Genomic DNA, 14,233 nt, shown 5'->3' with positions numbered 1-14,233 from the left:
CACATGCCGTGATCTGCAGGCGTAATTTTAAAACCGGGGAGGCGCGATTAGCACACGCTCCATCGAGAAATGGTAGTTGTTTTCGTAGAATTCTGAGCGGCGGCGCGCTAAGATGAGCGCGACAGCACTCATAAAAAAGAGGGCAACTGTGGGTAAAACGTAACCCATCGCACCTGTAAAATCGAAACTAGGTAAACTCGGGTGTTTGGTCGTCTTTGCGTGCTTCGAATCAGCCGCATAATGCATCCAAAGGAAGTCCACAAAACTGAAACCAGCCGGAGCCTGTTTCTTGTGATCTTGAAAATGCTTCACCAATTCGTTCGCCTTGATGGCCTGCTCCATACCCACCTTTGGCAATAAGCCGCCAGCAAATAGGATTACGAAAAGAAGGTAGGCAATGACATTTTTCATCTCCCAAATGTAACAAAAATTCGAATTTTTCACCCATATTTATGTTTTCATTTTAATTTAAGATGGAATGACGGCCTAAATCATGGATGAAATAAATCTTTTGTGGCATCAGCTCACTGATTCTGAAACCATTATCCGTTCTGGATTGATGGTGATTACCCTGATTGTTTTCGCTGAGAATGGCCTTTTCTTCGCCTTTTTCCTTCCTGGAGATTATTTATTGTTTTTGACGGGTGTTTTTGGGGGTACGGGTGTGCTGAAAGAGCCTTTGAGCTCTCTCTTATTGAGTATTTTTCTGGCTGCCGTCATCGGTTCCCTCGTGGGTTATTTAGTGGGGCGGTTTTTTGGCAAATCGCTGATGAATAGGCCCGATGGCTGGTTTTTCAAGAAGAAACACCTGGAATCGACCCGAGAGTTTTTTGACAAATACGGTTTTATGGCGTTAGTCATCAGTCGCTTTTTGCCTATTGTACGGACCTTTACGCCCATTTTAGCGGGCATTAGTCACTTGTCTTGGTATAAATTTATTTTCCTGAATTTAGTGGGTGGCGCGCTTTGGGTGGGCATTTTAGTGACGGGAGGTTTTTATTTAGGCCAAAGTTTCCCCGGCATCATCAACTACGTACAATACATCATCTTATTCTTCCTCGCGATTACCACCTTTACGGTGATTAAGGGCTATTTGAAATTGAGACAATGATCGAGCAATTTGGCTATGTAGCGGCATTTTTAGGCGCAGGGATCCTTTTCCTGGGCTTGATTTTAACCCTTGCCCGCTTTATTCGTCCAAATCGCCCCAATGTCGAGAAAAACTCCACCTACGAATCCGGCGAAGCACCGGTAGGAAACGCGAACATCCGCTTCAATCCTCGCTTTTACGTGATTGCCCTGCTTTTCGTTTTGTTCGAAATCGAATTAGTATTCTTATTTCCCACGGCTACCTTATTAAAGGACAAGACTCTTTCAACTGCAGCGCCGGAGTTCCCGACTTATGCGGTTATTGAGATTTTAATATTCGTGGGAATCTTAGCTTTAGGCCTAGCCTTTGCTTGGGTGAAAGGGTATTTAAACTGGGAGAAACCAGAAACGGCTGCCGAAAAATTGAACATTCCGATCCCAGATAGCGTTTACGATAACATCAGGACAAAACATTCCGCCTCTAAATAATGGATCATAAAACGCATTCTTTTTCTTCGCTGAACGCTTTCTCTACACTGCTACTGGATTATTTGGCAGAGAAGCCTGAGTTGAAAGCGTTTTATGGCAATGGTCCGCGTCTGGAAAATTTCAAAGAGCAAATTGCTTCTAAAAGCACATTCCCAGCGGCTAATCGCGCAATATTACAGACTGTCCTAACCGAGCAATATGCCGCTATAGGCGCTGAAATGCCGGCGGTAGATCTTCGCGATGAAAATACCTTTACGGTAACGACTGGACATCAATTAAATATCTATACAGGTCCACTGTATGTGATTTATAAGCTTGTATCGACGATTAATCTGGCGCGTGCGCTTCAAAAAGCGTATCCCGCACAGCGATTTGTGCCAGTGTATTGGATGGCGACGGAGGACCACGATTTTGAGGAGATAAATCACTTCATTGCATTTGGGACGAAATACACGTGGAATACTTCCCAAAAAGGCGCTGTGGGTCGTTTTAACCTGAGCGATTTCCCCAACATTCCGTTTAGAAACGAGATTTTCGACAAGGCTTATTCCGAGGGAAAAACCCTTTCTGAGGCAGTGAGAATGTATATGCACGCGCTTTTTGGCGCTGAAGGTTTAGTCTGTCTCGATGCAGATGATGTACGGTTGAAGTCGATTTTCGCACCTATCATGGAGGCGGATTTGAAACAACAGGTGCACGAACCTATCGTACGGGCGACGACAGAGAAATTAGAGGCCTTAGGCTACAAGACACAGGTTTCGGCGCGTCCGGTGAACCTATTTGAATTAACGGAAAATGATCGCGTTCGTTTGGAAACGGGGGATTCGGTGGACATCACCAAAGCCAGCCCGAATGTGATCTTACGACCATTGTACCAAGAAGTCATTTTACCTAATCTGGCCTACATAGGAGGCCCGGCGGAGGTGGCGTATTGGTTGCAATTGAAAGGCATTTTCGATTTACATCAGGTTCCGTTCCCTATTTTATTGCCGCGTAACTTTGCGATCGTGAAGACGCAGAAGCAGGCGGAGAAGGCAGAAAAACTCGGTTTAAGTTTAGCTGATTTGTTTAAAAACGAATTAGCGTTACGACGTGATTTCGTGGCGGGACGCACGACGCATCAACTGGATACAGCCGGTGAAGCGCAAGCCTTACAGCCTATTTTAGCGGAATTAGCTGCCAGAGCAAAAGCCATCGATCCTACCTTGGAAGCAAGCGTTTTAGCTGAACAGGCGCGTTGGATCAAAGGTCTAGAGCGATTAGCGAAGAAATTAAAGCGCGCGGAAGAGCGTAATCAGGGAGATGAGGTGAGACAAGTTTTGGCATTAAAAGAAGCCTTATTCCCTACGGGAGAATGGCAGGAGCGCCACACGAACTTCCTCGAATTCGCGAGCGACCACCCTGACTTTATACACGATTTACTACAGACATTCGATCCACTGAACTTCGAATTCTACGAAATAACCCTATAATGCCCGAAAAACTGAGTCCGTCAGACTTCCTCGAAGCCGCAAAAACATACCCGGTGCTCGATGTACGATCGCCTGGCGAATATACGCGGGCACGGATTCCTGGAGCCATTTCCTTTCCTATTTTTGACGATGCCCAACGCGCCGCGGTGGGGACTTGCTATAAGCAAAAAGGCAAAGATCAAGCGATCGAATTAGGCTTGGAATTTGTGGGTCCACAACTGGCGAAATGGGTGAAAAAGGCCAAAAAACTAGCCGTCGACAACACCATCCTCGTCCATTGCTGGCGCGGGGGAATGCGAAGTGGCAGTATGGCCTGGCTTTTTGAGACGGCCGGAATCAAGGTAAAGATCCTCGTGGGAGGCTACAAGGCCTACCGCAATGAGGTATTGGCCATTTTTGATCAACCTATTCCCTTCCGCGTTTTGGGCGGGAAGACGGGATCAGGGAAGACCGAAATCTTGCATGAATTAGTGAAAAGAGGGCATCAGGTCTTGGATTTAGAAGGTATTGCGCACCATCGGGGGTCGGCTTTTGGTCATTTAGGATTAGAGTTGCAGCCTACAAGTGAGCATTTTGAGAATGAAGTGCACCGCGTTTTGTGCGGTTTTGATTATAGCCGCGAGATCTGGGTGGAGGATGAAAGTCGCCACATAGGTCAGGTATTTATGGGTGCTCCGCTGTATAATCAGCTTCGTGCGGCTCCTGTGGTCTTTTTAGATATTGAACCGGTCTACCGTTTGCCGCATTTAGTGAACGTGTATGCATCTTATCCGAAGGAGGATTTAGAAAAGGCTTTGGGCAAAATAAAAAAACGCTTAGGCCTGGACCGCTACGCCATCGCGCTGGAAGCGTTAGAAGCCGGGGATTTCAGTTTAGTCGCGGAAATCACCCTGCATTACTACGATAAGGCCTATATGTACGGCCTTGAATTACGCGACGAATCCCAAATCACCCGCATCGAAGTCCGCACACTGGACCCGATCGAACAAACCGAATTACTTTTAAGCCATGCTTCCTAAGGACTTTTTAGATAAAATAGTAGCGCAACACCAGCAGACGCCACCTTTCCCGGCGACATCTGACATCAAAAAGTTGTTCACGAAAATCGTTTTGACACTTTTCCCGGAGCAAACGCGCAGGCATTTTAATACAACGGATGAATTGAAAGCCGTTTGGGAAAGCATCGAAAATGGACTTGAAAGTCTGTTGTATTCGATGAAAGACCAGCTTTCAGAAGATCCGGCGGTCATTGCGCACCGCTTTTTAGATCAAATCCCAGTCATATACGACCTCTTGCAAACGGACGTGGAAGCGATGGTGGCGGGCGATCCGGCAGCGACCACTTCCTATGAGGTGATTCGTACCTATCCGGGCTTTTATGCTTTGGCCTTTTACCGCTTAGCGCACGGATTACACCAGGAGAAAGTGCCATTAATTCCGCGGATTTTGACTGAATATGCGCATTCCAAAACCGGTATCGACATCCACCCCGGCGCCAGCATCGGTCGCTATTTCTTTATGGATCACGGCACCGGAATTGTGATTGGGGAAACGACCGTCATTGGAGAACGAGTGAAAATCTACCAAGGCGTAACCCTAGGAGCCCTTTCAGTCGACAAATCGATGGCCTCCACGAAGCGTCATCCTACCATCGAAGACGGCGTAGTGATTTACTCCGGAGCCACGATTTTAGGCGGCGAAACGATTGTAGGGAAAGACTCGATTATAGGCGGAAACGTCTGGTTGACGCGCAGTGTGCCGGCGAACACAAAGATTTACCACCAAGAGAACGTCAAAGTTATCCAAGATTAATATGAGCCAGCTATTAGATTTAGTCGGAAACACTCCCTTAGTCGAATTATCGCGCTTGAACCCGAACCCGAAGGTCAAGATTTACGGGAAATTAGAGGGGAACAATCCAGGCGGATCCGTGAAAGATCGTGCCGCGAAAAACATGATCGAAGGCGCCATCCAGCGCGGGGAATTAAAGGCGGGAATGAAGCTCATCGAAGCGACCTCTGGCAACACGGGAATCGCGCTGGCGATGATTGCCCGTTTATATGACATCGAAATTGAATTAGCGATGCCGGCAAATTCTACGCGCGAACGCGTGTTGACGATGGAAGCTTTCGGAGCTACCGTAACGCTGACAGAAACCATCGAATCAGCCCGTGACTATGCCGTTGAAAAGGCAGCCTCAGGTGAGTTCTTTATGTTGAATCAGTTCGAGAATCCAGATAATTATTTAGCCCATTACAAAACGACAGGACCCGAAATTTTCCGCGACACGAATGGCACAATCACGCACTTCGTGAGTTCTATGGGCACCACGGGTACCATTATGGGCACCTCGATGTACTTAAAAGAACAAAATCCAGCCATCCAAATCGTAGGCTGCCAGCCCACAGACGGCTCTAAAATCCCTGGCATCCGCCGCTGGCCTATTGAATACCGGCCTAAAATCTATGACCCGTCTCGCGTAGACCGCGTGATGGATATTTCAGAAGCAGATGCCACCGCGATGACGCGTGCGCTCGCTAAAGTCGAAGGCGTGTTCGGAGGCATGAGCAGTGGCGGCAGTGTTTTGGCCAGCTTACGCTTAGCGACTGAGTTAGAGGAAGGTGTGATCGTGTGCATCATTTGCGACCGCGGAGATCGCTATTTATCGAGCGGCCTTTTCGGCGAATAAATCCCCGAATTGCGAGATTTCTTTGTTTTTTTTAAGCCAAGATTGGGATTAAATAAAATTATACTTATTTTTGCACTCCCGATTAACGCGGGGAATTGAGGTGGATTAGCTCAGTTGGTAGAGCATCGGATTGAAAATCCGTGTGTCCCCGGTTCGAGTCCGGGATCTACCACTTCAATGAATAAAGACCCTAACAGCGATGTTAGGGTCTTTTGTTTTAAGGGTATTCAGGTATACCAAACCACAAAATTTTTACTATTTTTAGGAGAAATTACCTCCTATGCGCAAATTCCTTCTAAACCTTATTGAACAATTCGGTTACAAAGTCACCAAATTCGATCGCAAGGCCGCTGGGCCTTACGCGGATATTCTGGACAAAACCTTTTGGAGCTTTTATGAGAAATGCCAGCCCTACACGATGACCTCGGTGGAGCGGATGTTTGCCTTATATCAAGCAACGAATTATGTGATTGATCAACATATTCCGGGGGATTTTGTGGAATGTGGCGTGTGGCGCGGGGGATCTTCGCTGATGGTGGCGCAGGTTTTGGCGCACCGCGGGGTGAGCGATCGCCACCTCTATTTATACGATACTTTCGAGGGGATGTCTGAACCTACGGCGGAGGATGTGGATTTTAGGGGCCAAAAAGCGGACCAAATGCTCGAGCAAACACAAGACCAGAAGGAGACTTCGGTTTGGTGTTTGGCAAACTTAGACGATGTGAAATTAACGATGTCGAACAGTTCATTTCCTGCAGAAAATATCCATTACGTGGAGGGTAAAGTCGAAGACACGATTCCTGTCACAGTTCCCACAGGCGCCATCGCCCTGTTACGTTTAGATACGGACTGGTACACTTCTACGAAACACGAATTGATTCATTTATATCCTTCTTTAAGCGAAAGCGGCGTTATGATCATCGACGATTATGGCCACTGGGAGGGCTGCCGAAAAGCGGTGGACGAGTATTTCGCAGAGCAAAAGAATTCGATTTTATTACAGAGAATTGACTACACGGGCCGTTTGGCGATAAAAAAATAAACCTATGCGCATACTATTCTTAACCCTTTTAGCCTTCAGCACCTTCGCACAGCAAAAACAACAGAAGCCCATGCGATTGTGGTACGATAAGCCGGCGACCTATTTTGAAGAGGCGCTTGTGCTCGGAAATGGGAAGCAGGGTGCGACGGTTTTTGGCGGAACAAAGAGCGATAAAATCTTCTTGAATGACCTGACTTTGTGGTCTGGGGAGCCGATGGATCCATATATGAATAAGGAGGCGTATAAAAATTTGCCGGCAGTTCGCGAGGCATTGCGTCAGGAAAATTACAAGGCGGCGGATTCTTTGGTCCGTAAAATCCAAGGTAAATTCTCGGAGTCGTATGCGCCTCTGGGAACCTTATATGTCGACTTTAACCATGAGAATCCGACGGAATACCGCCGCGAATTGAATTTAGACAAGGCGGTTTCGACGGTGCATTACCACGCGGGTACGAACGAGATTCGCAAGGAATATTTCTTTTCGCATCCGGACAATGTGTTCGTGATTCACTTAACGAGTAAGGAGAAAAAGGGGTTGAACTTTACGGTTCAATTCAAGTCCTTGTTGCGTTATTCGACGAAATCGACCATTAATCACCTACATGCAAAGGGCACGGCGCCGGTTCGAGCGGATCCGAATTATGTCCGCAAGCAAGGGAATCCCATTATGTTCGATGATTCAAAAGGAACACGTTTTGCATCCGATATTTTGATTCAGTCGGCGGATGGAAAAGTAGTTCGCACGGATTCGACCTTGCAGATGGTGGGCGGAACGGACGCGACGATTTTAGTGACGATGGCGACGAGTTTTAATGGCTTTGATAAGAGCCCATCGAAGGAGGGTTTGAATGAAGATGACTTGTCAGAAAAGCGTTTGCAAGCGGCCAGCTTTAAGGGTGCGGAGCAATTATTGGCGCGCCATTTAGCGGATTACCAGCCGTATTTCAAGCGCGTGAACTTGAGTTTGCCAGCGGATAATGCACCGGAATTGCCTACGGATGAGCGTTTACGTCGTTATGCCAAAGGCGAAAAGGACAACTACCTCGAAACCTTATACTTCCAGTTTGGGCGGTATTTATTGATCTCAAGCTCGCGGACGCCGGGCGTACCAGCGAACTTGCAAGGACTGTGGAATCCACATATTCGACCACCTTGGTCAAGTAATTATACGATGAATATTAATGCCGAAGAGAATTATTGGCTGGCAGAAAATACGAATTTGAGTGAGATGCATACGCCGTTTTTGGGCTTCCTAGAGAACCTAGAAAAGACGGGGCGCATTACGGCAAAAACGTTTTACGATGCGCCGGGTTGGGTGGTTCACCACAATTCAGATATTTGGGCGATGTCGAATCCAGTGGGAGATTTCGGAAACGGTGACCCCAGTTGGGCGAACTGGCCGATGGGCGCGACCTGGGCTTCGACCCATTTGTGGGAACATTATTTGTTCACACAGGACAAGAAATTCTTAGAGGCTAAGGCCTATCCATTGATGCGCGGTGCGGCGGAATTCTGCCTGTATTGGTTAATTGAAGACAAAAATGGTCGCTTGATCACGTCTCCATCAACTTCACCAGAGAATAAATTCATCACGCCTACGGGCTACCAAGGAGCGACGGCCTACGGGGCGACGGCGGATTTAGCGATGATTCGCGAGTTGTTTTTGGACTTAATCGCGGCTGAAAAGATCCTTCAAAAAGACCCGGCCTTTCAGGCGACTTTAGAAAAGGCTTTATCGAAAATGCTTCCTTATCAAGTAGGTGCGAAAGGGAATCTGCAAGAATGGTATTTCGACTGGGAGGACACGGATCCGAAGCACCGCCACCAATCGCATTTATACGGTTTATATCCGGGAACGCACGTGACATTGGCAGAAACGCCAACGATTGCAGCGGCGGCTAAAAAGACCTTAGAGATCAAAGGCGATGAGACAACCGGCTGGTCCAAAGGCTGGAGAATTAACCTCTGGGCACGTCTGCGCGACGGAGATCATGCCTACAAAATGTACCGTGAACTCTTGAAATACGTAGAACCGGACGGCGTAAAAGTAAACTACGCTCGCGGCGGTGGCACTTATCCAAACTTATTCGACGCACACCCTCCATTCCAGATCGATGGAAACTTTGGTGGTTCCGCGGCTGTTGCAGAAATGCTCGTTCAATCAACACCTGAATTAATTGAAACTCTTCCGGCTTTACCGGCGGCTTGGGCTTCTGAGGGATCGGTTTCTGGCTTAAAAACCCGTGGTGGATTCGAGATTTCCATGAGCTGGAAAGACGGCAAAGTGACGTCCCTACACCTGAAAGGACTGAAAGGAAGCGCAGCGAAAGTGAAGGTGAATGGCGAGATTAAAAGTTTGTTGATAAAAACGGGAGAAGTTCACGTTTTGTGAACTACGCCACCAGCGAACTCACCCAATCCTGATACAATTCCGTTTCGATCTGAACGGCCACGGCGGCGTGCTGTTCCCAGTCTGGCCAAGTAGCTTTTAATTGCGAAATCATCTCTTCTAAGTGTCCCTCCTCTTCTACGATGATGGATTTCACTTGGACTTTAGATTTTGTTTCCGTTAATATTTGCTGGTAAATCGGATACAATTCATCTGCTCGTAATTCGATGGCGTAGGTCACTAATAAATAGGCCGCCCATTTTACGTCGTAGCCGGTAAGGCCTAGTTTTTTCTTGGCATATTGGCTGACACGCAGGTCCAATACGTCTAAATAGAAGCGGGAAGAGCGTGGGTTGATCAAAAAGGAATCGTCGTAGGTCTCGAAGCCGGACGGAACTAATTTACTGATCTGCTTCTTCAAATAGTACGCGTGGCGGTGTTCTTCCGCGGCGTGTTTTAGGATGATCAGGCTGACCTCTTTTTTGTGCTCAAACTTGGAAATTTTTCGCGCGCCAGAATTTTCCATGAAGGAAAGCGTGTTCAAAAAACGGGCATGGGATTCAGGATTCGCCACAAGAGCGGCGATGGTATTAGCGGTATGCATGATGACTTAGGCAAAATGTGTAGACAAAGATAGGCCAAAGACAAAAATTTTCTATCTTTAATCTCCAACAAAAATCAACGAATGAAAAAATTTCAACCTTTTTGGCTGGGAGCCCTGTTCCTCTTCGTGAGCACGTCTCTCTTTTCTCAAGTCACTTTCCCGATTAATGACGTCGCAAGTCCGTCGAATGGCTATTATGCCTTCACAAATGCGACCATCGTGAAAGATGCAAAAACGACTTTAACCAAGGCGACTTTGGTGATTAAAAACGGCAAGATCGAATCGGTCGGAGCTGTGGCAGTCCCTAAAGACGCGGTGGTGATCGATTGTGGCGGTAAGTATATTTACCCCTCTTTTATTGATCTTTACAGTGATTACGGGATGAATCCCGTAGCACCTGGTGGCGGCGGATTCCGTTCACCCTCTCAAATGATTTCGAACACAAAAGGCCCTTATTCTTGGAATCAGGCCATCAAATCGGAGGTTTCGCACGCGAAATTGTTCGAAGTGAATGATTCGAAGGCGAAGGAATTGCGCAAGCTGGGCTTTGGCACGGTTTTGACCCACCATATGGACGGTATCTCTCGTGGAACCGGCGTTTTTGTGAGCTTAGCGAAGCAAAGAGAAAACTTGGTGGTCTTGAAAGAGAAAGCTTCGGCGCATTATTCCTTTAATAAGGGATCGTCGACGCAGGATTATCCGGGCTCTTTGATGGGTTCGATTGCGCTTTTACGCCAAAACTTCTTAGACGCCGCTTGGTACAAATCGAAGCCGGCGAAAGAGGGAACAAATTTGTCTTTGGCCTCTTTTAACGAGATTCAAGCGCTTCCTCAAATCTTCGAGGTAACAGATAAGTGGTCTGCTTTACGGGCGGACAAAATCGGTGATGAGTTTGGTGTTCAATACATTATCAAAGCGAGTGGTAACGAATACCAACGTATTGATGAGATGAAAGCGTCGAATGCGAAATTCATTTTGCCTTTGGACTTCCCGCAAGTGATGGATTTAGAGGATCCGACGGACGCGCGTTTCGTGAATGTGGCGGATATGAAGCACTGGGAATTAGCGCCTACGAACCCAGCTACTTTTGAGAAAGCGGGTCTTTCATTTGCTATCACGGCGAATGGATTAAAAGATGTGAGTAGTTTTATGCCAAATCTCCGTAAGGCGATTCAATACGGTTTGAGCGAGCAAAAGGCGCTTGAGGCGTTGACTTCAATCCCAGCAACAATCTTAGGTGTTTCTGACATGGTCGGAAGTCTGGATGCAGGCAAACTAGCGAACTTCGTGATCACAAATGGTCCCGTTTTCGCGGAAAAAACGACTATCATTGAGAACTGGGTGCAAGGCGATGCGTATCCGATTGCGAAGGAACAATGGAATTCGTTGGCAGGAAAATATGATTTACAATTAGGTGCGAACAAGGCGACTTTGAGCATCTCAGGCGAGCCAGGAGGGTATAAGGTTCAGATTTTGGCCAAAGACACTACTTCAGTTGATTTCACCCAAAAAGAATCCTTAATCAACTTAAGCTTCTCTTCAAAAGCAGACAAAGGTAAGCGCACACGCTTAACGGGAACATTCGGAGACGCGAGCTTCGCGGGAACAGGCCAATTAGCGAACGGCGACTGGGTTTCTTGGAAAGCAAAGGCTTCCGCGGCGGCAGATACGGTAACGAAAAAAGCAGGTAAGAAAGAAGATAAATTAGAATTAGGATCTGTGATCTACCCATTTGCGGGATACGGAACACCTAAGCCAGCGACGGTCGAAACGATCTTGATCAAGAACGCGACGGTTTGGACGAATGAAAAATCAGGCGTTTTAAAGGACAGCGATGTACTTTTAAAGAACGGCAAAATCGCGGCGATCGGGAAAGGATTGAAAGATCCAACGGCGCGCGTGATCGACGGAACAGGCAAACACGTAACGGCGGGGATCATCGACGAGCACTCGCACGTAGCGGGAACCGGCGGCATTAACGAATGTTCGCAATCAGTAACGGCTGAGGTACGTATCCAAGACGTGATCGATCCAGATGATGTGGATATCTACCGTCAATTGAGTGGTGGCGTAACGTCTAGCCACATTTTGCACGGATCATGTAACACGATTGGTGGCCAAACGCAATTATTGAAGTTCCGTTGGGGTGCGAACGCCGAGGGAATGAAGTTTGCGAACTGGGATCCATTTATCAAATTCGCATTGGGCGAGAACGTAAAACGCTCTTGGAATACTTCGAATCCGCGTTTCCCAGACACGCGTATGGGTGTGGAGCAGGTGTTGATGGATGCGTTCACACGTGCGAGAGACTATGAAAAACAAGGTCCTGGCAAGCGCATTGACTTGGAATTAGAGACTTTGGTGGAGATTTTGAACCACAAACGTTTCATCACGTGCCACTCGTATGTACAGAGCGAAATTAACGCGATGATGAAGGTAGCGGATCATTTTGGATTCACGGTGAACACGTTTACCCACATTTTGGAAGGTTATAAAGTAGCTGATATTATGGCCAAACACGGTGCGAATGCCTCTACTTTCTCCGATTGGTGGACGTATAAAATGGAGGTAACGGATGCGATTCCACAAAATGCGTACCTGATGCAGAAGACGGGCGTGAATGTGGCGATTAATTCGGATGATGCGGAAATGGCGCGTCGTTTGAACCAAGAAGCAGCGAAATCAGTGAAATACGCGGGGATGTCGGAGGAAGAAGCCTTGAAAATGGTGACGTTGAATCCTGCCAAAATGTTACACGTCGCTGACCGCGTCGGTTCTATCAAGGAAGGTAAGGATGCCGATATCGTGGTTTGGTCAGACAATCCATTATCGATTTATGCGAAATCGGAGCACACGATCGTAGATGGCGCCGTAGTTTTCGATCGCGCGGCAGATTTGATTCGCCAAGCGGAATTGAAAGCGGAAAAACAACGCTTAGTGCAAAAGATGATCGGCGCGAAAAAAGGCGGCGCATCGACTCGTCCAGCGACTCCATCCTACAAGGCGGAGAACGAATGCGAGGAGGATCACCACCACGGAAACAGTATTTGGGACCGTATTTCGAACCGTTGGGCTAACACTGAAAACTAAGATTCAAGATGAAAAAACAGATCATATATACTCTTTTCTTTGCGCTTAGCGGGATCTCTGCATTCGCACAAGAAACCATGCACCCATCCCCTGCCCAAAGCAAGACCATCGTCATCACCGGCGGTACCATCCACGTGGGCAACGGAACCATCATCGAAAACGGCACGCTCGTTCTCGAAAAAGGTAAAATCAAAACCGTTTCTGCCACTCCTGTGACTATCTCAGGGGACGTTGAGCGCATCGATGCCACCGGCAAGCAAGTCTATCCAGGCTTAATCGCCCCTAACTCGAGCTTAGGTTTAGTGGAATTCGCTTCCACCAAGTCGACCATCGATATCGAGGAATTAGGCGAAATGAACCCAAACATCCGTTCGATCGTAGCGTATAATACCGATTCGAAAATCATTAACACGGTGCGTTCGAATGGCGTTTTATTAGCGCAAATCACGCCGCAAGGCGGGATGATCCCTGGTTCTTCTAGCGTCGTGCAATTGGATGCTTGGAACTGGCAAGATGCTGCTTACGCGATGGACAATGGCATTCACTTTAAGATGCCGGCCTTGATTAACCGTCCAGCTGCTTTTCAAAGAAGAGGAGCGAACGCGGATCCAGTGGCGGCGGGGTTGGCGCGCCTCGAAGAGGCGCGGTCCTTTTTTAAGGAAGCAAAAGCATATCTGAATGAGAAAACGCATACAAGCACGAACTTGAAGTTCGAAGCTACGAGAGGTCTTTTCGACGGAAGCAAGCCCTTTTTCGTGCACTGCGATTTAGTGAAGGAGATGCTTGCGGCCATTAATTTTGCCAAAGAATTCAACTTCAAACTTGTCCTCGTAGGAGCCACAGACAGCTGGATGATTGCGGATATTTTGAAGGAGAATAAAGTAGCGGTGATTTTGGGAGAAATCCACAGCTTACCCGCTGCAGAAGATGATGCCGTAGATCAACCTTATAAGACACCAGGAATGCTTCAAAAAGCAGGTGTTTTATTCTCCATGGGCTTCGAAGGCGGAGATGGAAACTGGCGCCAACGCGACCTTCCTTTCCACGCTGGAACGATGTCCGCTTATGGGATGACGAAGGAGGAAGCACTTTCAGCTATTACCTTGAACGCTGCTAAAATCCTAGGCATCGCTGACCGCACCGGCAGTATCGAAGCAGGCAAAGACGCGAACATCATCATCTCCACTGGCGATGTGTTAGATATGCGTTCAAGCGTTTTAACGAATGCCTTTATTCAGGGCCGCGCCTTGAATTTAGACAACAAACATTCCCAACTTTTTGAGCGTTATAAGTACAAGTACAACGTGAAATAAATTGAATTAAAGTTTAGTCTGGAAAGTCCTCAAAAGCCGATTTTGTCTTTTGAGGA

The 14,233-nt window shown here is 47.4% G+C and carries 12 protein-coding genes and 1 tRNA gene; 11 read left to right on the top strand and 2 right to left on the bottom strand.

Annotated features, from left to right (window positions below; all coding sequences use genetic code 11):
* Positions 1 to 27: 27 nt before the first annotated feature.
* Positions 28 to 411 (bottom strand): hypothetical protein, encoded by a 384-nt coding sequence (locus tag G9X62_RS06670; RefSeq protein WP_223129965.1) that lies wholly within the window; start codon positions 409 to 411, stop codon positions 28 to 30.
* A gap of 82 nt (positions 412 to 493) precedes the next feature.
* Here G9X62_RS06670 and G9X62_RS06665 point away from each other — a divergent pair, with 82 nt between their 5' ends.
* From G9X62_RS06665 to G9X62_RS06625, 9 genes are all read left to right on the top strand, one after another.
* Positions 494 to 1,111, top strand: a complete 618-nt coding sequence (locus G9X62_RS06665; RefSeq protein WP_223129964.1) for a DedA family protein — start codon at positions 494 to 496, stop codon at positions 1,109 to 1,111.
* Complete coding sequence (locus tag G9X62_RS06660) at positions 1,108 to 1,578, top strand: NADH-quinone oxidoreductase subunit A (protein WP_223129963.1); 471 nt, start codon at positions 1,108 to 1,110, stop codon at positions 1,576 to 1,578. The genes G9X62_RS06665 and G9X62_RS06660 overlap by 4 nt, the downstream gene beginning before the upstream one ends.
* Complete coding sequence (locus G9X62_RS06655) at positions 1,578 to 3,050, top strand: bacillithiol biosynthesis cysteine-adding enzyme BshC (RefSeq protein ID WP_223129962.1); 1,473 nt, start codon at positions 1,578 to 1,580, stop codon at positions 3,048 to 3,050. Before G9X62_RS06660 ends, G9X62_RS06655 begins: the two co-directional genes overlap by 1 nt.
* Complete coding sequence (gene mnmH, locus G9X62_RS06650) at positions 3,050 to 4,069, top strand: tRNA 2-selenouridine(34) synthase MnmH (protein ID WP_223129961.1); 1,020 nt, start codon at positions 3,050 to 3,052, stop codon at positions 4,067 to 4,069. The genes G9X62_RS06655 and mnmH overlap by 1 nt, the downstream gene beginning before the upstream one ends.
* A complete protein-coding gene (locus G9X62_RS06645) occupies positions 4,059 to 4,862 on the top strand; it encodes a serine O-acetyltransferase (RefSeq protein WP_223129960.1) in 804 nt (267 codons plus the stop codon). The genes mnmH and G9X62_RS06645 overlap by 11 nt, the downstream gene beginning before the upstream one ends.
* A 1-nt stretch (position 4,863) precedes the next feature.
* The gene (cysM, locus tag G9X62_RS06640) at positions 4,864 to 5,739 is read left to right on the top strand and encodes a cysteine synthase CysM (protein WP_223129959.1); all 876 of its coding nucleotides are present in this window, start codon (positions 4,864 to 4,866) and stop codon (positions 5,737 to 5,739) included.
* 99 nt (positions 5,740 to 5,838) lie between these two features.
* Positions 5,839 to 5,911, top strand: a tRNA-Phe gene (locus G9X62_RS06635).
* A gap of 108 nt (positions 5,912 to 6,019) precedes the next feature.
* The gene (locus G9X62_RS06630; RefSeq protein WP_223129958.1) at positions 6,020 to 6,781 is read left to right on the top strand and encodes a TylF/MycF/NovP-related O-methyltransferase; all 762 of its coding nucleotides are present in this window, start codon (positions 6,020 to 6,022) and stop codon (positions 6,779 to 6,781) included.
* 4 nt (positions 6,782 to 6,785) lie between these two features.
* The gene (locus G9X62_RS06625) at positions 6,786 to 9,173 is read left to right on the top strand and encodes a glycoside hydrolase family 95 protein (RefSeq protein ID WP_223129957.1); all 2,388 of its coding nucleotides are present in this window, start codon (positions 6,786 to 6,788) and stop codon (positions 9,171 to 9,173) included.
* A gap of 1 nt (position 9,174) precedes the next feature.
* Here the strand turns inward: G9X62_RS06625 and G9X62_RS06620 are convergent, their stop codons facing one another.
* Entirely contained in the window at positions 9,175 to 9,774 is a 600-nt protein-coding gene (locus tag G9X62_RS06620) for a hypothetical protein (protein WP_223129956.1), read from the bottom strand.
* 81 nt (positions 9,775 to 9,855) lie between these two features.
* On the opposite strand from G9X62_RS06620, the gene G9X62_RS06615 reads away from it, so the two are divergent.
* Together G9X62_RS06615 and G9X62_RS06610 are read left to right on the top strand one after the other, a co-directional pair.
* Positions 9,856 to 12,864 (top strand): amidohydrolase family protein, encoded by a 3,009-nt coding sequence (locus tag G9X62_RS06615; protein ID WP_223129955.1) that lies wholly within the window; start codon positions 9,856 to 9,858, stop codon positions 12,862 to 12,864.
* A gap of 8 nt (positions 12,865 to 12,872) precedes the next feature.
* On the top strand, positions 12,873 to 14,177 hold the full coding sequence (locus G9X62_RS06610) for an amidohydrolase family protein (protein WP_223129954.1): 1,305 nt from the start codon (positions 12,873 to 12,875) through the stop codon (positions 14,175 to 14,177).
* Positions 14,178 to 14,233 lie beyond the last annotated feature (56 nt).

The sequence above is a fragment of the Aquirufa lenticrescens genome (genome assembly GCF_019916085.1).
Taxonomy (GTDB): Bacteria; Bacteroidota; Bacteroidia; order Cytophagales; family Spirosomataceae; genus Aquirufa; species Aquirufa lenticrescens.
The sequence above is the reverse complement of the archived record's forward strand: the minus strand, read 5'-3'. Positions and strand labels throughout refer to the sequence as shown.